The following is a 19768-nucleotide window of genomic DNA, read 5'->3' as shown; positions in this document are numbered from 1 at the left end:
CGACACCGTGCGTTCTCACGACTACGGCCGCGACATCCTCAACACCCCGAAGCGCAAGAAGGTCCCCGAGATCCCGGCCGAACCCGGCCTGGTCGTCGAGGACCCCGCCAGCGGTTTCTGCGGCGCCGTCGTCAAGTTCGAGTACGGCCAGGTCGTGCTGGAGGACCGCCACGGCCGCCACCGGCTGTTCCCGCTCAACCCGGCCGGCTTCCTCCTCGACGGCTGGCCCGTCACCCTCGTCAAACCCGCGCCCCAGCCGCAGCAGCCCCGCATCAGCGCGTCCGGCTCGGTCAAGGTCGAGGGCCTGCGCGCCAAGACCGCCAAGGCCAGCCGCATCTGGGTCGAGGGCAAGCACGACGCCGAGCTCGTCGAACGCGTCTGGGGGCACGACCTGCGCGTCGAGGGCATCGTCGTCGAACCCCTCAACGGCGTCGACGAACTGCCCGGTCTCATCACCGAGTTCGGCACCGCACCCCACCGGCGCCTCGGCGTCCTCGTCGACCACCTGGTGCCCGGCTCCAAGGAACAGCGCGTCGTCGACCAGATCCGCGACGGCAACGTCCTGGTCACCGGCCACCCGTACGTCGACATCTGGCAGGCCGTGAAACCGCAGGCCGTGAAGATCAAGGCCTGGCCCGTCGTCCCCAGGAACATCGGCTGGAAGGAAGGCGTCTGCCGGCAGCTGGGCTGGGGTGAGACGTGGGAAGGCTGGCAGCGCGTGCTGAGCTCGGTCAGCAGCTACCGAGACATCGAGTCCGACCTGCTCGGCGCGGTCGAGCGGTTGATCGACTTCGTCACCGTGCCCCAGGACTGACCCGCGTGTAGTGCGCGACGATCACGCCCAGAGTCGTCACGACGCTGCCGGTCAGCGAGAACTCCGTCAACGGCGCCGGCCCCTCGAACAACCGCGCGCCGCTGCCCAGCGTCAGCGGGTGGATCACCAGCGTCAGCCGGTCGACCAAACCGGCCGCGTGCAGCGACCGCACCAGCGACGCGCTCCCGACGATCGACAGCTCACCGTCCAGCGCGGCCACCGAGCCGAGGTCGCGCAGCAGCACCGAGTTCTGCCACGCGTCCACGTCGGCCAGGCTCGTCGAGACCACGTACTTGCGCGCGGCGTTCATATGCGCGGAGAACGGGTTGCCGTCCGTCGCCGACCCCCACACAACAGCGAAGTCCTGCCAGGTCCGCCGGCCGAACAGCATGTCGCCCGACCGCGCCATGCCCTTGCCCATCTCGGCGGCGAGGACCTCGTCGTGGTAGCGGCCGCCCCAGCCGCCGTGGGTGAAACCGCCGCGGGTGTCCTCGTCCGGACGGCCGAAGCCCTGCACCACACCGTCGAGCGTCGTGAACATCGTCGCGCTGATCGAACCCATGAGCCGTACCCCTTCTCCGAAGTGCCTGTCGGGAGCCACACGAACGGCGAAACCGGGTTTCGACACCGCCGGTTGATCGATTTCGTCACGGTCGGGGGACCAGCACGGTGAATCTCGCCGACCGGGGGTCCCCGTTGGTGTATGTATGGGCTCATGGCCGCGCTGATCTGGCTGATCGTCGGGATACTGCTCGTCGTCGCCGAGGTTCTCTCCGGTGACTTCGTGCTGGTGATGCTCGGCGCCGCGGCGCTGGCAGCGGCGGGCGTGTCCGCACTGGGTGCCGCCGACCTGGTGAGCGTGTTCGTCTTCGCGGCGTCGTCGGTCGGCCTGATCATCGGAGCCCGGCCGCTGCTCAAGAAGAGGCTGCAGCTCGGTTCCGGCATCCGGATGCACCACGAGGCGCTGCTCGGGAGCAAAGCCGTCGCGGTGTCACGCGTGGACGAGCACGGCGGGCAGGTCAAGATCGGCGGCGACACCTGGAGCGCGCGGACCCTGGACGGGTCCGTGGTCGAAGAAGGCGAAGCCGTCACCGTTGTCGAGATCTCGGGCGCGATGGCCGTGGTGATTGCCGCGGTATGAGCGTTCCCAGGAGGGTGTGAACCGAGTTGGACCCGATCACCGCTGTGGTCGTGGCCGTCATCGCCATTTTCGTGCTGACCATCGCCGTCAAGTCGGTGCTGGTCATCCCGCAGGCGCAGGCCGCTGTCATCGAACGCCTCGGCCGCTACCGCAACACAGCGGCACCCGGCCTGAACATCATCGTGCCGTTCATCGACAAGGTGCGTGCCCGCATCGACCTGCGCGAGCAGGTCGTGTCGTTCCCGCCGCAGCCGGTGATCACCCAGGACAACCTCACGGTGTCCATCGACACGGTCGTCTACTTCCAGGTCACCGAACCGCGCTCCGCGGTGTACGAGATCTCGAACTACATCATCGGTGTCGAGCAGCTCACCATCACGACGCTGCGCAACCTCGTCGGTGGCATGAGCCTGGAGGAGACCCTCACCTCCCGCGACCACATCAACGGCCAGCTGCGCGGCGTCCTCGACGAGGCCACCGGCCGCTGGGGCCTGCGCGTGGCCCGCGTCGAGCTCAAGTCGATCGACCCGCCGCCCTCCATCCAGGACTCGATGGAGAAGCAGATGCGCGCGGACCGCGAGAAGCGCGCCATGATCCTCACCGCCGAAGGTCAGCGGGAGTCGTCCATCAAGACGGCCGAGGGCCAGAAGCAGTCGCAGATCCTCGCCGCCGAGGGTGGCAAGCAGGCCGCGATCCTGTCCGCGGAAGGTGAGCGGCAGTCGCAGATCCTGCGCGCGCAGGGTGAACGTGCCGCCCGCTACCTGCAGGCGCAGGGTCAGGCCAAGGCCATCGAGAAGGTCTTCGCCGCGATCAAGGCGGGCAAGCCCACCCCGGAGGTGCTGGCCTACCAGTACCTGCAGACCCTGCCGCAGATGGCGCAGGGCGACGCGAACAAGGTGTGGATGATCCCGTCCGACTACGGCAAGGCGCTCGAGGGCTTCGCCCGCATGCTCGGCGCCCCCGGCGACGACGGCGTGTTCCGCTACGAGCCCCCGGCCACCGAGGCGGGCGAGCTGTCGAAGCCGGAGGACGAGGACGAGTCGGTCGCCGCGTGGTTCGACCTCAAGTCCGACCCGAAGGTCGCCGAGGCGGTCGCCGCCGCCGAGGCCGTGGCACGCCAGGAGGTCCCCGGACCGCTGAGCTCGCCGCGCTCGGTGTCCGCCGCGCCGGTGCTGCCCGAGCTCGAGGCAGACCAGCCGCGGTCACTGCACCAGCCCGACGACCAGGCCTGAGCAACACCGCCTGAGCAACATCACTGAGCGGCCCGTCCCGGACTCCGGGGTGGGCCGCTCAGTCGTCTGACCAGGGTAAACAGAAAGTTCGAAGAAATTCCGGGTCGTGTGTCGATCGAACCGCGTGCCCGTTCGACCTTGGCGTGAAAGGGTCCACAACGGACCCGACGATCCCACTGGGGAGTGAGCACACATGAAGTTCATGCTGATCTGGCGCGTGACCTCCGACGAGGCCTGGGGCAACCTCGGCGAGATCGACTTCGACCAGATGCTGGAGACCGTGGGCAAGTTCAACGAGGAGCTGATCGAGGCCGGTGTGCTGATCGCCGCCGAGGGCCTCGCCCCCGCCGAGGAAGGCGTGGTCGTCGACTTCTCCTCCGAACCGCCCGTCGTCACCGACGGCCCGTACGGCGAGACCAAGGAGCTGTTCAACGGCTTCTACCTGATCAACGTCCCCACCATCCAGGACGCCGTCGAGTGGGCCAAGCGCACCCCGATGACCGCCGCCGGCTTCAAGACCGAGATCCGCCGCGTCCCCACGATCGACGAGTTCCCCCAGGACAACGAGTGGATCAAGAAGGAACGGGCCTGGCGCGAGTCCACCGGTCAACTCTGATTTCGCAGGCTCTGATCTCATAGGAACCATGAGCGACCCCACCGGACGCAAGGCCGTCGCCGCGGTGTGGCGCATCGACTCCGCGAGGATCATCGGTGCGCTCACCCGCTACACCGGCGATTTCGCGCTGGCCGAGGACCTCGCCCAGGAAGCCCTGGCCGAGGCACTGGTGACCTGGCCGCGCGAGGGCGTGCCGAACAACCCGGCCGGGTGGTTGCTCACGGTCGGCCGGCGCCGCGCGATCGACGCGTTCCGCCGCCGCAGCACCCGTGACGAGAAGTACGCCGCCCTCGCCCACAACCTGAGCGAGGGCGGCGCTCTCACCGGTGCCACCGACCCCGGTCCCGCGCCCGACGACGTGCTGTGGGACCCGGACCAGATCGACGACGACACCCTCGCGCTGATCTTCACCTCGTGTCACCCGGTGCTGTCGCGGGAAGCGGCGGTCGCGTTGACGTTGCGCGTGATCGGTGGTCTGACCAGCGACGAGATCGCGCGGGTGTTCCTGGTGCCGACCGCGACCGTGCAGGCCCGCATCACCAGGGCCAAGAAGACCCTCGGCGCGGCGAACGTGCCGTTCGAGGTCCCTCCGGTCGCCGAACGCCCGGCGCGCCTGGCCCAGGTGCTGAGCTGCATCTACCTGATCTTCACCGAGGGCTCGTCCGCCAGTTCCGGTGACGAGGTGATACGCCTCGACCTCGCCGGGGAGGCCCAGCGGCTCGCCAGGATCCTGTCGCGGCTGATGCCCGACGAGCACGAGGCCCACAGCCTGCTCGCCCTGCTGGAGCTGACCGCCGCCCGCTTTCCCGCCCGCCGCGGCCCTGACGGCGAGACGGTCCTGCTCGAAGACCAGGACCGGCGCCGCTGGGACCGCTCGGCCATCGCCCGTGGTCGTGCGGCGCTGGCCAAAGCCTCCGACATCGGCCGCGGTTACGGCTACTACGGGCTGCAGGCCGCCATCGCCGAGTGCCACGCGCTCGCCCCGTCGGTCGAGGAGACGAACTGGGACCGCATCGTCGTGCTCTACGACGCCCTCGGCCGTCTCGCCCCGTCCCCGGTCGTCGACCTCAACCGCGCGGTCGCCGTCTCCATGGCCCAGGGCCCCGCCGCCGCACTGCCGATCGTCGACTCACTGGCGTCCGGGGAGGCGTTCAAGGACTCGCACCAACTACCCGGAGTACGGGGCGAGCTGCTGCGCCGGCTCGGCCGGGTCGACGAGGCACGCACCGAACTTGAACAGGCGATTCGTTTGTGCGGCAACGAACGCGAACGCGCGGTACTCACCCGGAAGCTCGCCGAACTGCAGGTATCTGACCACGAGGGGTGAACCTTAAATCCGTTAGGGCGACATCTGTAGCACTCGACCGGGCGACGCGGGAATGATGTTGTGATGGACTCGCTGCCCGCCACCGTGGCCTCCGCGCTCGTCGAGGCTGACAGCGAGACGGACTGGCCCGCCCGCTGGCAGGCGCTGACCGCCGTGTCGATCGAGCTGCAGTCACTGCTGGTGACCGATCCGGGGCCGGAGCTGGTGGCGTTGATCGAGCAGATCGTCACCCAGCTCGCCGACGGAGTGGCCGGCAGCCGAAGACACCGGGTCGAGCTCGCCGAACTGGCCCACCGCGTCCTGTCGATCCACGCCCGCGCGTGCGTCGAGACCCGCCCCGACCCGATCCGGCTCGCCGACTGGCTGCTGGATCTGCAGCTGGACCACCCCGACGCCCCCGACGTCACCCTCTCCGCCTACGCCGACGCGCTCGACGACGACGGCCTCGCGCACTACCGCGACCGCGCCGTCGAGTTGTTCGCGCCGCTGCCGGTGATCGGGTTCGGCGAGACCGGCCGCTACGACCGCGCCCGCTGGGCACTGCTGCGCGTCATGGAGGAGCTCGCCGAGTACAGCGAGGACGTCGACCTGCAGCTGCTGGTGCTGTCCAAGGACCTCTCCTCTGGCTGGCACTACCTGCAGGTCGCGACCGTGCTGCGCGACAACGGCCGCTCGGGCGAGGCGCTGGAGTGGGTCGAACGCGGCCTGCGCGCCGTCGGTGGCCGTGGCGCGGCACTGCGGTTGATCGACCTGGCCGTGGAGGAACACCTGCGGCAGGGGAGTCCGCAGCGGGCGGTGGAGGTGTGCCGGGAGGCGTTCTTCGCGCGGCCGAACCTCGACATCTACCTCAAGATCCGCGCGCTGGTCGTGCACACCGACGAGTGGCCGCCGCTGCGGGCCGAGCTGGTGAACCACCTCGTGCAGGACGGCAGCCGGCTCGCGATCGAGGTCTACCGGCGGATCGTCGAGGTCGAACTGGCCCGGCGCGGCATCGAGGAGCAGGAACTCGTCGTCGAATGGCTGCAACAGCTACGCGGCCTGCAGCCCGACGCGTTCGCGGACTACCTGGAGCACATCAAGTCGCGGCACGTCGCGGACCGTCAACTGCTCGACGAGTTGTCCAAGCGCGGACTCTGACCATTCCCGTTTCGGATAGTCCGTCATCGTAATATCCTACTTCGCATGACCGAGGCCGGAGGGTGTCCGGTCCGCCCACGGCCGAGCGCGCTCCAGCTGGGCGGACACCGACAGCAGCGTGCACTCGTCGTGCTGACGGCCGACGAGCTGCACCGCGAGCGGCAGACCGGACGACGTGCGACCGGCGGGAACCGAGGCGGCGGGGTTGCCGACGATGTTCCACAGCGGCAGGAACGTCGTGTAGTGCGAGGCCGCGAGCAGCGCCGTGACCACGTTGCGGCCGCCCCACTCGCCCACGCGGATCGGCGGGCGGGTCAGCGCCGGGGTGAGCAGCACGTCGACCGAGGTGAACACCCGGTTCGCGTACGCGGTGAGCGTGGCGTCGTCCTTCGTCGCCCACCGCACCGCGCCGCGCGGGATGCGGCGGCCCAGTTCACCGATCGCGCGGGTGCGGGGCTCGACCAGGTCCGGGAACTCCATGCCGTTGCGCGCGAGGTAGGCGTTGTAGAGGTAGCGCAACGCGAACTGCGTGGAGGCGATGACGTCCTTCATCGGCGGGTCGAGCCGCACGACGTCGTGGCCGAGGTCGGTGAGCAACGCGGCGGTGTCCTGCACGGCGTCGCGGACCTCGTCGGCGATCGGGATGCCCGGCCCCCACGGCCGCAGCGACACCCCGATCCGCAGCCGGCCGGGATCGGTCCGCGCCGCCTGGCTGAAGCTCATCCGCGGTGGGTGCGCGACGTGGGCGTCACCGGGCACCGGGCCGTGGATCTGGTCGGCGACCAACGCCCAGTCCAGCACCGTGCGGGTGATCGGCCCCGCCACCACCAGACCGCCCCACACCTCGCGTTCGGGCGCGAGCGAGATCCGGCCGCGCTGGGGCTTGAGCCCGAACAGGCCCGTCATCGCGGACGGGATGCGGATCGAGCCCGCGCCGTCGGTGCCGATCGCCGCCGCCGCGAGCCCGGCGGCGACCACAGCGGCCGAGCCACCGCTGGAACCGCCGGGGGAGTGCGTCAGCGACCACGGGTTGCGCGTCGGGCCCGCCCAGCTGCTCTCGGTGTAGGGCCACAGCCCGAGTTCCGGCATCCGGGTCCTGCCGATGATCACCGCACCGGCCTCGCGCAGGCGCCGCACGATCGCGGAGTCGGCGGGTTCGGGGGTGCGGGCGGCGTTCGTGCCCTTCGTCGTGGGCAGGCCCTCGATCGCGATGTCCTCCTTGACCGCGATCGGCACACCCAGCAGCGGCAGGTCCTCACCACGCTCCCCGCGTGCGTCCGCCTCCTCCGCCTCCGCCAGGGCCTTGTCGGCGAAGACCAGCCGGAACGCGTTGAGCTGCGGATCGACGCGCTCGATGCGGCCGAGGTGCTCGGCGACCAGATCGCGCGCGGTCACCTCGCCGGACCGCACGGCCTGGGCCTGCCTGGCCACCCCGGCGAAACACAGCTCCGTCAGCTCCATGAACCGACCCTAAGCGCCGACAGGTGATCTACGGAATGGGAGTACCGCGCATGAGAGTCCTCGCGACAGTCGCCGCCACCCTCGTCGCCCTGAGCACGCTGGTGGCCCCGGCCCACGCCGTCAGCGTGTCCCGCCAGGAGGTGATCAACCGCGCGAAGTCGTGGCTGACCGCGAACGCCGGCGGGCCCGTCCCGTACAACCAGGCGGCCTACTGGGGTGCCGAGCGCTACCGGCAGGACTGCTCCGGCTACGTCTCGATGGCCGCCAAGCTCGGCGCGCCCGGCCAGCGGACCGTCGAGCTCGCGCAGTCCCCGTTCTCGACCGGGATCGCGATGAGCGAGCTGCGATGGGCCGACATCGTCGTCGACCCCGTGGGCGACGGCGACACCCGGCACGTCGTCATCTTCGACAAGTGGGCAGACCCCTACAAGACCGCCTACTACGCCTACGAGCAGCGCAGCACCTACGGCACCACCTACCGCGTCCTGCGGTACGGCCTGGGCGGCGACCAGTACGTGGCACGACGGCTGACCAACGTCACCGGGTGACAGTCGGTGGGCCCGTCGTTGCCCGCGGCGTTGAACTCCACCACTGTCCGATGCAATGACCCAGGTCACATCATCGAGTCATGTCCCTTCTCTCGCGCTGGCTCACAGCGACTTCCTCTGTTCTGACCGTGGCGGCGGTGACGCTGGGCAGGCGTCGTCTGACGGTGCACCACGACGTGGAGGTCGCCGCGCCTCGCGCCGAGAAGCACACAGCGCGGGAGCACGCACCGCTGGAGGACATCCGCCGCCGTCTCATGGCGGTGGAGGCCGACGCGCGGCTGGGCGGGTTGCGGGACTGGGTCGAGTACGGCGGGCGGTCGACGCGCAACCGGCAGCCGGCGCTGGACGTGCTGTGCGAGGCGTTGCGGGCGCTGCCGTGGCCGGGTACCGAGGTGGATCAGCGGTGGCGGATGGTGCTGCAGGCGTCGCTGGCCGCGCACCTGCGTCCCGGGCCGGGGTTCTGGCTGGGCAGTGACCTCGATCTGCGCGACACCACGCTGGTCGACTTCGACCTGTCGGAGTGCCGGCTGCGTGACGCCCGTTTCTCCGGGACGCGGTTTCTGGGGGACACGCGGTTCGACCAGACGACGTTCCTCGGGGAGTTCGACGCCGCCGGGGCGTTCTTCGGGCGGCACGTGCTGTTCACGCAGTCGGTGTTCGCCCGCGGCCTGGGCCTGCGCGGCACGGCGGTGTGCGGCAACGGCGAGTTCTCCAGCATCCAGGTCGCCGGCGCGGTGAGCTTGCGCGGCAGCCGGTTCTCCGGCCGCGCGGACTTCACCTGCGCCCGGTTCGGGTCGGATCTGGACTGCTCGGGGGTGCGTTTCGGTGGCCGGGCGGTGTTCCGCCGCGCCTGGTTCGCCGGGGCCTCGGTGTTCGCGGGTGCGTGGTTCCGGGGCCGGGAGGACTTCGTGGACGCCGTGTTCGGGGGCGAGTCGTCGTTCGAGAACACCCGGTTCGGGCACCGCGTTCACGCCGACTGATCTCACGCCGACTGATCTCACGCCGACTGATCTCACGCCGACTGATCTCACGCCGACTGATCTCACGCCGACTGGCGTTGCCTGTGGTTCGCCACGGCGACCCGGTTCGCGCACTTCGTGGAGCAGAACCGGCGGCGTCCGTTGCGGCTGGTGTCGACGAAGACCGTGTCGCAGCCCTCGCGGCCGCACTTCCCGATGCGGTGCGGGTCCTCGCAGAACAGCGCCGCCATGCCCGCCGCCGTGTACGCCTTCACGCGCACGTCGGTCGGTGCGTCCTCACGGGCGTAGTGCAGGTGCGGCGCGCGTCCGTCGTGGGTGGAGATGTAGTGCGTGGTCGACGACGCGGCCAGCAGCTCGTTGAGCAGCTCCACGGTGGGGTCCTCGAAGACCTGCCGCAGCCGTTCGATCCAGTCTCGTACGTCACGTTCCTGCCGGGTGTCGAGCGAGCCCAGTGGCTTGTAGTCGGAGGCTTTCAGCACGTCGAGCAGGTGTGCGCCGGTGTCGGCGTTGACCAGGGTCGCGGCGAGCTCGGCTGCCGCCCCGCCGTAAGGGTTGAAATGCACTAGACCATGACAGCACGCTGGTGGGCATGATCGCCACCTGCCCCGCGTGCTCCTGGTCCTGCACCGCCGCCGTCTCGTCGCACGGCTCGGTGTCCTATGTCAGATGCGTCTGCGGCCTGTTCCTGGTCGTGGAACGCGGAGTGGTCACCGCGACCGCCGGGACCAGCACGTTCGCCCCGATTCACCACGGCTGTGGTGATCTTGCTAGTGTCCCGGACCGTGAGCCGTCGTGATCTTCTGTGCGACACCGCGATCCAGATCCTCGCGGTGGACGGCGGCCGGGGCCTGACCCACCGCGCGATCGACCGCGAGGCCGGCGTCCCCATCGGCACGACCAAGAACTACTTCCCGACGCGCGAGGCGATCCTCGAGGCCTCCGCGGCGCGCATGACGTCGTTGCACCGCGCGGCCGTCGACCGCCTGCGCGAGACCACCCCTGCCGACATCAGCGCCTCCGACGTGGCCGAGCTCTACCCGGCCCTGCTGCGCCGCGCGGTCGCCGACGACCCGACGCAGATGCTCGCGATGGTCGAGCTGTACCTGGAGGCCGTGCGCCGTCCGGGCGTGCGGGCGGCGTTGTCCGGGATGGTGCTGGCCAACGCCGAGGCGGCCGCGGCGTTGCAGCAGGCGGCGGGCCTGTCGTCCACGGTGCGCGACACCGGGTTGCTCGACGCGTACTTCCTGGGTGTGGCGATCTCGTTGCTGGCGCTGCCGACGGAGACGCTCGAGACCGTCGGCCTGGACGACCCGTACGCGCTGGGGATCGGCGTGTTCTCCGCGACCGCGCCTAACGCCGGCCGGTCACCAGGACGGAGATCAGCAGAATCAGGCTGATCACGGCCGGCACGACGCACGCGACGGCGAGCATCGCGAGCCCGAACTGGTCGCCGCCGTCCGGTGTGCCCGGAACGGTGAAGAACGCCCAGGTCGCGACCGCGCCGCCCACAAGCGTGACGGAACCCAGGATCGCCACCGCGCGTGCCTTGTACGCCTTGCGCACCGGCTCCCTGGCTGCGTCGAGGCAGTGGGTCCCGAGTGCGCCGACGATCTCCCGGCTGTTCTCGGTGAGGCCGTTGAAGTGCAGCAGGTTGCCGTCGGCGAAGCGGATCGTGCAGTCGAGGTCGGAGCCGGTGTAGGAGTGGTCGCCGCGTTCGGCGACGTCGATGGCCCGCACCTGGTCCCACGTCCAGCTGCGCCTGGTGCCGCCCAGGACGTGCGCGATGCCGTCGTCGTAGAGCTCGATCAGCTCGGGCGTGCGGGCCTTGCGCAGCAGGACCACCGACGCCGGGGCGGCGAGCAGGAACGGGAAGGCGGCGAAGATCAGCGCGTATTGGGCGCCGCCGAGGTCGATCACGAACATCAGGACCAGCAGCAGTGCGCTGACCAGGGCCACGACGAGCAACACGCGGCCCAGGACGCGTCTTCGGTCGGTGGCGACGGGATGAGTGCTGCGCAGGGGACCCATTCGATCAATCTACCCAGCGGGTCCGACACTCCCGCGCCGTTTTCGGTCAGGTCCCGCCGGTGACCCGCAGGATCGCGCCGGTCGCGTAGGAGGCCTCGTCCGACAGCAGCCACGCGATGGCGTTCGCGATCTCCTCGGCCTCGCCCGCCCGGCCCATCGGCACGCGCCCGGCGGCCTTGTCGGGACGGTCCGGCTGGCCGGAGAGCTGGTGGATGTCGGTGCGGATCGTGCCGGGCTGCACGCAGTTGACCCGGATGCCGCGCGGCGCGAGTTCCTTGGCCAGGCCGATCGTCATCGCGTCGACCGCGGCTTTGGTGGCGGCGTAGTGGACGTACTCGCCGGGACTGCCCAGGGTCGCCGCGCCCGACGACACGTTCACGATCGAGCCGCCGGTCATCCGGCGTGACGCCTCGCGGGCGACGAGGAAGGCGCCGATCACGTTCACGTCGACCACACGCCGCAGGTCCTCGGTGCGCAGCTCGGCGAGCGGGCCGGACGGCGAGGTGATGCCGGCGTTGTTGACCACGCCGGTGATGCCGCCGCCCGCGGCGTCGAACAGGCGGGCCACGTCGTCCTCGTCGGAGGTGTCGGCCCGCACGGCCAGCACCCCGAGCTCCTTCTCCAGCAGGCGGGCCTCGTCGGCGGCCTGGCGGTAGCTGATCACGACCCGGCGCCCGTCCCGCACGAGCCTGCGTGCGGTCGCGGCACCGATACCCCGGCTTCCCCCGGTGATCACCGTTGTCATGACGCCCACACTACCCATATATTCGGTGCCGAGTATTTGGGAGCGGATATGTCGTTCAAGCGCACGAACCCCCTGGCCCTCGCGGTGCTGGCGTTGCTGTCGGAACGGGCGATGCACCCCTACGAGATGGCGCAGACCATGCGGGAGCGGCATCAGGAGGAGGTGATCAAGCTCAACTACGGGTCGCTCTACACCGTCGTGGAGTCGCTGCGGAAGCACGAGCTGATCACCGCGAGTGCCACGCAGAAGGCGGGCAACCGGCCTGAGCGGACCGTCTACGCGGTCACCGACGCGGGCACGGAGGAGCTGCACGACTGGCTGCGCGAGCTGATCGCGGTGCCGGCCAAGGAGTACCCGCGGTTCGAGGCGGGGATCTCGCTGGTCGGGCTGCTGCCCCCGGGCGAGGCGCTGACCGTGGTCGAGCGTCGTGAGCGGGCCGTGGGGGAGCAGATCGTCGCGCTGGCGGCGTTGATCGAGCAGCTCTCGACGATGGGGTTGCCGCAGCTGGCGTGGATCGAGCTCGACTACCGGATGGCGATGCTGCGCGCCGAACGCTCGTGGCTCACCTGGTTCGCCGCCGCCACCCGCAAAGGCACGGTCGGCGGGTACGACTACTGGGAGGGAAAGCACCGATGAGACTGCTGTTCGAAGTGCAGGGTGTGGTGCACGCGCCGTTGGAGGACGTGCGCGAGCGGATGTTCCACGACGCGGGCGAGTCCGGGTCGCATCGGCTCGTCGACCGCGACCGGGGCGTCATCGCCTACTGGGGCGACTGGTGGTATCGCGGCGAGGACACGCTGCACGCCCATCCGGAAGGCGCGCTGGTCGTGCATCGCGTCTACAACATCGCCAAGCAGGGCAACTGGGCTCCCTGCCTGGCGAACAAGCTGTTCATCGGCTACCGCGCCCGGCTGGAGGCCTCGATGCGGCAGCGGGTCGCGCAGCTCGAAGGCTAGAGCTGGCCGAAGCGCACGACGGCGACGAACACCGCCAGCGCGCACAGCACGACGTTGATCGGCACGGTGCCGCCCTCGCCGCGCCGTATGTGTGTGATCGCGGCGCCCACCTGCACCAGCGCGAGTCCCAGTGCCGCGATCGGGGTGAGGATCGGCGCGACACCGGTCAGCCATGGCAGCACCAGGCCGAGCGCGCCCGCGACCTCCACCGCGCCGATGGCCTTGACCTGGCCCTCGGCGAAGTCCGACACCCACGACATCCGCGGCTCGGCCAGCAGGGCCTGTTTCGACTTGACCAGCTTGGTGAAGCCCGCCATCAGGTACAGGGCCGCCAGCACGCCGGACACGATCCACGCGGCGAGGTTCATGAACGAAACCTAGCCGGTGGCCCAGTGCGGGAACCACTGATGTTCAAACTCACAGAGACGAGGTAAGGGTGTCCTTATTCCTCACCCGATCGGCCGTATAGAGTGTGCAGATGAGGTGCTCGGTGCTCTCCGATTTCGCGGGCGAACCGCTGGCCGGCACGGCCGCGACCGCGACGGCGTGGCTGTGCCTGGAGCAGCCGGGCCCGTGGGGCCGCGACGCGATCGTGGAGAGCCACCTCGACCCCGAACTCGGCGCCGAACTGCAACGCCGCGCGGCCGGCACCGGTGTGCGCATCCTGCTGATCCGCCGCCCCGGCAAGCACGCCGACGACCACCTGCCCGCGACCCGGCGCCTGTACCTGGCCTCGGCAAAGCCCGGCGCCTCCTGGCTGGAACAAGCCGACCTCGCCGCCCCCGAGGAGGCGCTCGAACTCGACTTCGAGGCGCTCGGCGCGGGCCGCTCGACCGCGTTCGGCACTCCGGTCCACGAGCCGCTGCTGCTGGTCTGCACCAACAGCAAACGTGACGTCTGCTGCGCCCTGTACGGCCGCCCGATCGCCACCGCGCTGAACCTGTGGGAGTGCACCCACACCGGCGGCCACCGCTTCGCCCCCACCGGCGTTCTGCTGCCCACCGGTCACCTGTACGGACGACTGGACCACCAGTTGGCCCAGCGTGTCGTCACCGAGGGCATCGTCGCCGACCGCTGCCGCGGCCGTTCCTGCTTCACCCCGCGGGGTCAGGTGGCCGAGGTGGCCGTCCGCCACCAGATCGGCGAGACCCGCGACGTCCTCACCGTCGTGGCCGAAACCCCCGGTTCCGCCACCGTCCGCCACACCGACGGCCGCGAGTGGCGCGTCGCCCTGACCGAACAACCCGTGCCCCCGCGCCCGGCCAGCTGCGGCAAGTCCCCGGACATCGCGATCGCCCTGGTCGCCACCGCCATCGACGAACTGGCGAAGGTCTGCCGATAACCTCGGTCCAGTGCCCAGGCTGATCCACCTCAACGGCCCCACCGGCGTCGGCAAGTCCACCATCGCCGCCCGCTACGCCGCCGACCACCCGAAAACCCTCAACCTCGACGCCGACGAGATCGTCCGGCTCGTCGGCGGCTGGCAGGACGACTTCTTCGGCACCGTCGACCTGGTCCGCCCGCTCGCGCTCACGATGGCGGCCACCCACCTGTCCTCGGGCAACGACGTGGTGATGCCGCAACTGATCGCCCGCCGCGGCGAGCGTGACCGGTTCGCCGACGTGGCGCGCTCGGCGGGCGCGGACTACCTGGAGTTCGTGCTCCTCGCGCCCGCGGAGGTGGCGGTGGCGCGGTTCCGGCGGCGTGATCACCACATCGACGGCGCGGTGGAGGCGTTGGGCGGGGCCGGGATGATCCACCGGATCTGCGACCAGTTCGCCGGGTACGTCACGCCGGAGTCGGTGGTGATCGAGACCGGTGAGGCCGACGCCGACCAGACCTACAAGGCACTGGTGGCCGCGCTGGGCGGGTGACGCGGACCGGGCCTGGTCCATCCCGGCGAAACCCCGCGCGAACCTACGGCCTTTCGCCTCTGCGGCCCCCGGCACCGCTGCCCCTAAGCTTCTCCGTCATGTCCGCGCCCACACTGAGCCAGTTCGTGCTCGCCAACACGGCTCTCACGCCGGTGCCGCTGGTGCCCGAGGTCGTCCTGCACAGCGCGGCAGAGGCGATGGACCTGTGGGAACTGACCGACCACGACCAGCCGCCGTTCTGGGCGTTCCCGTGGGCCGGCGGTCAGGCGCTGGCGCGGCACCTGCTCGACCATCCCGGGCTGGTGCGGGACAAGAAGGTGTTCGACCTGGCGTCCGGCAGTGGACTGGTGGCGATCGCCGCGGCGCTGGCCGGCGCCGACTGGGTGACGGCCAACGACATCGACCCGCTGTCGCTGGCCGCGGTGGAGCTCAACGCCGCCGCGAACGACGTCACGGTCATGCCGTTGCCCGGTGACCAGCTCGACAGCGACGCCCACGGGGCGGATGTCGTGCTGGCGGGCGACGTCTTCTACGACGCGGAGATCACCTCGTTGATGCTGCCGTTCCTCACCAGGGCCGCGGCGCGGGGTGCGCTGGTGCTGCTCGGCGATCCGGACCGCGCGCATCTGCCACGCGACCGGTTCCGGGCGCAGGGCCGCTACGACGTGCCGGTGCCGCTGACCCTGGAGAGCACGGAGACCCGCGCCGCGACCGTGTGGGCGATCTAGTTCGTGACCAGGCAGAACGGGTGACCGGCTGGGTCCGCGTAGACCCGGAAGCCGATCGGTTTGTCCGAGCCGTCGAGCAGGGTCGCGCCCAGGGCCAGCACCTGAGGTTCGGCCACGTCGAGATCGGTGACCATGACGTCGAGGTGGACCTGCTGAGGGTGCTCCTGGCCGGGCCACTGTGGTGGCGTGTAGTCGTCGACGCGCTGGAACGACACCCGGCCGCGTGAGGTCTCCAGGGTCGTCCACTCGCTGTCGGAGTCGACGATCTCGCCGCCGACGACCTGCCGGTAGAACTCGGCGAGCGCGTCGGGGTCCGGGCAGTCGATCACCACGTCGTAGAGCTCACCGATCGCCACACATGCCCCTTACTGTCCGATCGAGATTGCTTCGAGCTTGGCCCGCAGGTACTCGCCGCCGCCGACCTCCTGGTAGCGGCCGTCGAGCGACACGATCCGCGCGTCGGTGTCAGTGTTGTAGAAGAAGATCAGCGACACCAGGTCCTCGTCGGGGGCGCTGGCGTCCGGGGGCAGCACGCGGTGCGGCGTGGAGCGCCAGCGGTCGGACACCCAGCGGGCCATGAGGTCGCCGATGTTGACGGTGAAGGCCGCCGGGTCGAACGGCGCGTTCTCCCACGTGCCGTCGAGGGTGCGGACCTGCAGGCCGCCGACGCCGTGCTGGCGGTCCAGGATCGTCACGGTGCCGAAGTCGGTGTGCTCGCCGATGCGGAACTGGCCCGGCTGCGCGGGTCCGACCTGCCGCAGCGGCGGGTAGTGGTTGACGTTGAGCGTGTACGACGGCCGGCGCGTGCAGCGGGTGAAGAGGTCCTCGGGTGAGCCGAGCGCGACGGCGAAGATCGTCAGCAGCTCGTCGCACAGCGCCCGCATGCGGCGCACGTACTCCGTCACGGCGGGTTGGAGCGCGGGTACCTCGGCGGGGAAGACGTTGGGGCGGAAGAAGAACGCGTCGCCTTCCGGGTCGTCGGAGCCGAACGCCAGCGTCTCCTTCAGGTCCGCGGGCGCCAGGCCGCCAGAGGCCCGGCCGGTGGCCTGTTCGTCGGGTGGCAGCCAGCCCCGCCCACCGGTCCGCACCGCGTACACCGACTTGCCGGCGGCGGGCAGCGCGAAGAACGAGCGGGTCAGCTCACGCACGTGGGAGCGCAGCGCGTCCGGGACGCCGTGCCCGGTGATCAGCAGGAACCCCGACTCCCGCAGCGCCGCGTCGACCCGCGCCGCCACCTCGGCACGCCGCGTGCCGTCGAACCACCCGGACAAGTCCACCAGCGGAACACCCATGGCTGCACTCCTACCGCCACCGGCCCGGCCGCACCAGGTGAACTAGCCCAACCGTTCCACCACGAAAGCCGTCAGGAACCCGGCCGTGGTGCACAGCCCGGTGTAGAGACGGGCGCGTTCGTAGGCCTCGGGGATCATCGTGTCCGCGATCATCGCCAGGATCGCACCCGCCGCCACCGCGGTGATCACGGCGATGAGCTGCGGCGACGCGTCGTCGAGCAGCAGGTTGCCCAGCGCTGCGGACAGCCCGCTGGCCACCGCGATCGCACCCCACACCCCGAACACGTACCCGGCTCCGCGGCCCGCCCGCTTCATGCCGGCGACGCTGGACAGTCCTTCCGGGACGTTCGAGATGACCACCGCCGCCAGCATCGCCACCCCGATGCCGCCGCCGTTCAGCAGGGAGACGCCGAGGACCACGGACTCGGGCACGCCGTCGAGCAGCGCGCCGACCGCGATCGCCGTGCCGCTGCCCGACTGGTCCTGTTCGGACGGCTGGTTGCTGCTGCGCTTGCGGTGCCGGCCACCGCGGCGCGCCAGCAGCACGTTCGCGAGCACGTAGATGACGGCGCCGCCGAGGAACCCGGCTGAGGTGGCGAGCAGCCCGCCGTTCTTCTCCGCCTCGTCCATCAGCTCGAACGCCGCCGCGGCGGTCAGCACACCCGCGCCGAACGCCATCACGACGGCGACGACGTCACGGGGCACGCGCAGGAACCAGGCGACGAGCGCGCCCAGCACGAGCGCACCGCCGCCTGCCAATCCCCACAGCCCTGCCTCAACCCACTGTGACATTTCCTGGGGCACGGCTTACATCTTGTCGAAGAACGCCTTCAGATCACCGGCGAGCAGCTCCGGCGCGTCGTGCCCGGAGTAGTGACCGCCGGTCGCGAACTCCGACCAGTGCACCAGGTTGTGGTGATCGCGCTCGGCGAAGCGGCGGATGGTCTGGAAGTCGTCGGCGAAGATCGCGACCCCCATCGGGAACGTCGTCGGCTCGCTCGGCGGGTCCTCGCGGTGCGCGTCCTCGTAGTACAGCCGCGCCGAGGAACCCGCGGTGGCGGTGAACCAGTAGATCGACACGTTGGCCAGCAGGAAGTCCTTGCTGACGGCCGGTTCGCCCATCAGCTGCATCGTCCAGGCGAGCTGGCCGACGGGGGAGTCCGCGAGCGCGAACGCGACGTTCTGCGGCCGCGCCTGCTGCAGCTTCGCGTAGCCGGACTTGGTCTCCCAGTAGTCCTGCAGCACCCCGAGCCGCCGGTAGTCGTCCTCGGTCAGCCCCTCCATCTCCGCCGGGTCGCCCGAGGGGAACGAGAAGATCTGCGTGACGTGCACCCCCACCAGGTGCTCCGGGTCCACCCGCCCGACCTCCGGCGCGATGATCGACCCGGCGTCGTTGCCGTGCACCCCGTACCGCTCGTAGCCCAGCCGCGCCATCAACTCGGCGAACGCCCGTGCGATGCGCCCGGAGTGCCAGCCGGTCTCGGTGGTGTGCCCGGAGAACCCGAAACCGGGGATGGACGGGATCACCAGGTGGAAGTCGCGCAGGTGCTCGATGACGTCCACGAACTCCATGATCGACCCGGGCCAGCCGTGGATCAGCAGCAACGGCAACGCGTCCGGGTTGGCGCTGCGGACGTGCAGGAAGTGCACGCCGGTGCCGTCGATCTCGGTGATGAACTGCGGGAAGGAGTTGAGCCTGCGCTCCACGACCCGCCAGTCGAACTCCTCGGCCCAGTACCGCGCCAGCTCCCGCACGTCCGCCACGTCGTCGCCGTAGCGCGCACCGGCTCCCGGCACCTGGTCGGTCCACCGCGTCCGCCCCAAACGGAGCCGCAGCTCGTCGACGTCGGCCTCGTCGATGGCGATGTGGAATTCCCTGATCTCCGTCATAACCCAAGGCTAGAACTACTTGCGGCCAGCCTCTGTCCTAAAGTCTGCGGTCATGTTGGAAACCTCGGCGCGCCTGCTGCGCCTGCTCGCCCTGCTGCAGTCCCGCCGCGACTGGCAAGGCAGCGAACTCGCCGACGAGCTCCAGATCAGCCCGCGCACGGTCCGCCGCGACGTCGACCGCCTGCGCGAACTCGGCTACCCGGTCAACGCCACCACCGGCAGCTTCGGCGGCTACCGCCTCGGCGCCGGCGCCGAACTACCCCCGCTGCTGCTCGACGACAACGAGGCCGTAGCCGTGGCGGCCGCCCTGCGCACCAACGCCGTCACCGGCCTCGAAGAAGTCTCCCTGCGCGCACTGCTCAAGCTCGAACAGGTCCTGCCGTCCCGCCTGCGCCACCGCGTCTCCGCCCTGCAACACGTCGAATCCGTCCCGCGAGACTCCGTGGCCCCCGCCCTGGACCCGGAGCTGCTCTCCACCCTGGCCGCCGCCTGCCGCGACAGCGACACCATCCGCTTCGACTACAACTCCCACGACGGCACCCCGTCCCGCCGCCGAGTCGAACCCCACCGCCTGGTCAACTGGGGCCGCCGCTGGTACCTCGTCGCCTGGGACTGCGACAAGGCCGACTGGCGCAGCTTCCGCGTGGACCGCATCGTCCCGCCCCGACCGCCGTTCGGCCCGCGCTTCACACCCCGCGACTTCGACGCCACCACCTACGTCGCCTCCAGCAGCAGCGCGGCCGCCTGGCGCGTCCAGGCCCGCATCCTCGTCCACGCCCCAGCCGACGCGGTGGCCGCTCGAATCAGCCCGGCGGTCGGCACCGTCGAGGCCGTGGACGACCTCTCGTGCGTGCTCGTGACCGGCGCCGACACCGTCGAAACCATGGCCGTGTGGATCGGCATGCTCGGCTACGACTTCGAAGTCACCTCGCCACCAGAACTCGTGGCACACGTTCGCACCCTTGCGGCCCGCTACGCCCGCGCCGTACAAGACTGAGC

The 19768-nt window shown here is 70.3% G+C and carries 26 protein-coding genes; 16 read left to right on the top strand and 10 right to left on the bottom strand.

What is annotated here, in order from left to right; genetic code table 11:
* Positions 1-7 precede the first annotated feature (7 nt).
* Positions 8-814 carry a DUF3097 domain-containing protein gene (locus SK803_RS09690; protein ID WP_319965490.1) on the top strand — a complete coding sequence of 269 codons (807 nt, stop codon included), beginning with the start codon at positions 8-10 and terminating at the stop codon, positions 812-814.
* On the opposite strand, the gene SK803_RS09685 is transcribed toward SK803_RS09690, so the two are convergent.
* A complete protein-coding gene (locus SK803_RS09685; RefSeq protein WP_319965489.1) occupies positions 795-1376 on the bottom strand; it encodes a dihydrofolate reductase family protein in 582 nt (193 codons plus the stop codon). The genes SK803_RS09690 and SK803_RS09685 overlap by 20 nt on opposite strands.
* A gap of 153 nt (positions 1377-1529) precedes the next feature.
* On the opposite strand from SK803_RS09685, the gene SK803_RS09680 reads away from it, so the two are divergent.
* From SK803_RS09680 to SK803_RS09660, 5 genes are all read left to right on the top strand, one after another.
* Positions 1530-1955 (top strand): NfeD family protein, encoded by a 426-nt coding sequence (locus SK803_RS09680; protein ID WP_319965488.1) that lies wholly within the window; start codon positions 1530-1532, stop codon positions 1953-1955.
* Positions 1956-1981: 26 nt separating this feature from the next.
* Complete coding sequence (locus SK803_RS09675) at positions 1982-3187, top strand: SPFH domain-containing protein (RefSeq protein WP_406601509.1); 1206 nt, start codon at positions 1982-1984, stop codon at positions 3185-3187.
* Positions 3188-3380: 193 nt separating this feature from the next.
* Positions 3381-3803, top strand: a complete 423-nt coding sequence (locus SK803_RS09670; RefSeq protein WP_319965487.1) for a YciI family protein — start codon at positions 3381-3383, stop codon at positions 3801-3803.
* Between the two features lie 28 nt (positions 3804-3831).
* Positions 3832-5130 carry an RNA polymerase sigma factor gene (locus SK803_RS09665; RefSeq protein WP_319965486.1) on the top strand — a complete coding sequence of 433 codons (1299 nt, stop codon included), beginning with the start codon at positions 3832-3834 and terminating at the stop codon, positions 5128-5130.
* Between the two features lie 63 nt (positions 5131-5193).
* Positions 5194-6267: a hypothetical protein gene (locus tag SK803_RS09660; RefSeq protein ID WP_319965485.1), complete on the top strand. Its 1074-nt coding sequence runs from the start codon at positions 5194-5196 to the stop codon at positions 6265-6267.
* 36 nt (positions 6268-6303) lie between these two features.
* Here the strand turns inward: SK803_RS09660 and SK803_RS09655 are convergent, their stop codons facing one another.
* A complete protein-coding gene (locus SK803_RS09655; RefSeq protein ID WP_319965484.1) occupies positions 6304-7728 on the bottom strand; it encodes an amidase in 1425 nt (474 codons plus the stop codon).
* Positions 7729-7778: 50 nt separating this feature from the next.
* Here SK803_RS09655 and SK803_RS09650 point away from each other — a divergent pair, with 50 nt between their 5' ends.
* Together SK803_RS09650 and SK803_RS09645 are read left to right on the top strand one after the other, a co-directional pair.
* Positions 7779-8276 (top strand): hypothetical protein, encoded by a 498-nt coding sequence (locus SK803_RS09650; protein ID WP_319965483.1) that lies wholly within the window; start codon positions 7779-7781, stop codon positions 8274-8276.
* An 80-nt stretch (positions 8277-8356) separates the two neighbouring features.
* Positions 8357-9256 carry a pentapeptide repeat-containing protein gene (locus tag SK803_RS09645; protein WP_319965482.1) on the top strand — a complete coding sequence of 300 codons (900 nt, stop codon included), beginning with the start codon at positions 8357-8359 and terminating at the stop codon, positions 9254-9256.
* Positions 9257-9318: 62 nt separating this feature from the next.
* Here SK803_RS09645 and SK803_RS09640 read toward each other — a convergent pair whose 3' ends face one another.
* Positions 9319-9819 carry a CGNR zinc finger domain-containing protein gene (locus tag SK803_RS09640; RefSeq protein ID WP_319965481.1) on the bottom strand — a complete coding sequence of 167 codons (501 nt, stop codon included), beginning with the start codon at positions 9817-9819 and terminating at the stop codon, positions 9319-9321.
* 26 nt (positions 9820-9845) lie between these two features.
* Between SK803_RS09640 and SK803_RS09635 the strand changes: the two genes are divergently transcribed.
* Complete coding sequence (locus SK803_RS09635) at positions 9846-10052, top strand: hypothetical protein (RefSeq protein ID WP_319965480.1); 207 nt, start codon at positions 9846-9848, stop codon at positions 10050-10052.
* The gene (locus SK803_RS09630; protein WP_319965479.1) at positions 10039-10653 is read left to right on the top strand and encodes a TetR/AcrR family transcriptional regulator; all 615 of its coding nucleotides are present in this window, start codon (positions 10039-10041) and stop codon (positions 10651-10653) included. The genes SK803_RS09635 and SK803_RS09630 overlap by 14 nt, the downstream gene beginning before the upstream one ends.
* On the opposite strand, the gene SK803_RS09625 is transcribed toward SK803_RS09630, so the two are convergent.
* Both SK803_RS09625 and SK803_RS09620 read right to left on the bottom strand, forming a co-directional pair.
* Complete coding sequence (locus SK803_RS09625) at positions 10607-11284, bottom strand: hypothetical protein (protein ID WP_319965478.1); 678 nt, start codon at positions 11282-11284, stop codon at positions 10607-10609. The genes SK803_RS09630 and SK803_RS09625 overlap by 47 nt on opposite strands.
* Positions 11285-11330: 46 nt before the next feature.
* The gene (locus SK803_RS09620) at positions 11331-12029 is read right to left on the bottom strand and encodes an SDR family oxidoreductase (protein ID WP_319965477.1); all 699 of its coding nucleotides are present in this window, start codon (positions 12027-12029) and stop codon (positions 11331-11333) included.
* Positions 12030-12077: 48 nt separating this feature from the next.
* Between SK803_RS09620 and SK803_RS09615 the strand changes: the two genes are divergently transcribed.
* Positions 12078-12665, top strand: coding sequence for a PadR family transcriptional regulator (locus SK803_RS09615; protein WP_319965476.1), 588 nt, complete (start codon positions 12078-12080; stop codon positions 12663-12665).
* On the top strand, positions 12662-12985 hold the full coding sequence (locus tag SK803_RS09610) for a hypothetical protein (protein ID WP_319965475.1): 324 nt from the start codon (positions 12662-12664) through the stop codon (positions 12983-12985). The genes SK803_RS09615 and SK803_RS09610 overlap by 4 nt, the downstream gene beginning before the upstream one ends.
* Here SK803_RS09610 and SK803_RS09605 read toward each other — a convergent pair.
* On the bottom strand, positions 12982-13353 hold the full coding sequence (locus SK803_RS09605) for a DoxX family protein (protein WP_319965474.1): 372 nt from the start codon (positions 13351-13353) through the stop codon (positions 12982-12984). The two genes, SK803_RS09610 and SK803_RS09605, sit on opposite strands and share 4 nt — an antisense overlap.
* 110 nt (positions 13354-13463) lie before the next feature.
* On the opposite strand from SK803_RS09605, the gene SK803_RS09600 reads away from it, so the two are divergent.
* The 3 genes from SK803_RS09600 to SK803_RS09590 all read left to right on the top strand — a co-directional run bounded on the left by SK803_RS09600 (position 13464) and on the right by SK803_RS09590 (position 15587).
* On the top strand, positions 13464-14327 hold the full coding sequence (locus tag SK803_RS09600; protein ID WP_319965473.1) for a sucrase ferredoxin: 864 nt from the start codon (positions 13464-13466) through the stop codon (positions 14325-14327).
* A 10-nt stretch (positions 14328-14337) separates the two neighbouring features.
* Complete coding sequence (locus tag SK803_RS09595) at positions 14338-14859, top strand: AAA family ATPase (RefSeq protein ID WP_319965472.1); 522 nt, start codon at positions 14338-14340, stop codon at positions 14857-14859.
* Between the two features lie 98 nt (positions 14860-14957).
* Positions 14958-15587, top strand: coding sequence for a class I SAM-dependent methyltransferase (locus SK803_RS09590; RefSeq protein WP_319965471.1), 630 nt, complete (start codon positions 14958-14960; stop codon positions 15585-15587).
* On the opposite strand, the gene SK803_RS09585 is transcribed toward SK803_RS09590, so the two are convergent.
* The 4 genes from SK803_RS09585 to SK803_RS09570 are packed head-to-tail and all read right to left on the bottom strand — an operon-like array spanning position 15584 to position 18769.
* A complete protein-coding gene (locus SK803_RS09585) occupies positions 15584-15943 on the bottom strand; it encodes a VOC family protein (protein ID WP_319965470.1) in 360 nt (119 codons plus the stop codon). The genes SK803_RS09590 and SK803_RS09585 overlap by 4 nt on opposite strands.
* A 9-nt stretch (positions 15944-15952) precedes the next feature.
* Positions 15953-16879, bottom strand: a complete 927-nt coding sequence (locus SK803_RS09580) for an isopenicillin N synthase family dioxygenase (RefSeq protein WP_319965469.1) — start codon at positions 16877-16879, stop codon at positions 15953-15955.
* 42 nt (positions 16880-16921) lie between these two features.
* Complete coding sequence (locus SK803_RS09575) at positions 16922-17671, bottom strand: ZIP family metal transporter (protein ID WP_319965609.1); 750 nt, start codon at positions 17669-17671, stop codon at positions 16922-16924.
* A 15-nt stretch (positions 17672-17686) separates the two neighbouring features.
* On the bottom strand, positions 17687-18769 hold the full coding sequence (locus SK803_RS09570; protein ID WP_319965468.1) for an epoxide hydrolase family protein: 1083 nt from the start codon (positions 18767-18769) through the stop codon (positions 17687-17689).
* Positions 18770-18821: 52 nt separating this feature from the next.
* Here SK803_RS09570 and SK803_RS09565 point away from each other — a divergent pair, with 52 nt between their 5' ends.
* Positions 18822-19766: a helix-turn-helix transcriptional regulator gene (locus SK803_RS09565; RefSeq protein ID WP_319965467.1), complete on the top strand. Its 945-nt coding sequence runs from the start codon at positions 18822-18824 to the stop codon at positions 19764-19766.
* Positions 19767-19768: the final 2 nt, after the last annotated feature.

This window comes from Lentzea miocenica, assembly GCF_033949945.1.
In the GTDB taxonomy this organism is placed as follows: Bacteria; Actinomycetota; Actinomycetes; order Mycobacteriales; family Pseudonocardiaceae; genus Lentzea; species Lentzea miocenica.
The sequence above is the reverse complement of the archived record's forward strand: the minus strand, read 5'-3'. Positions and strand labels throughout refer to the sequence as shown.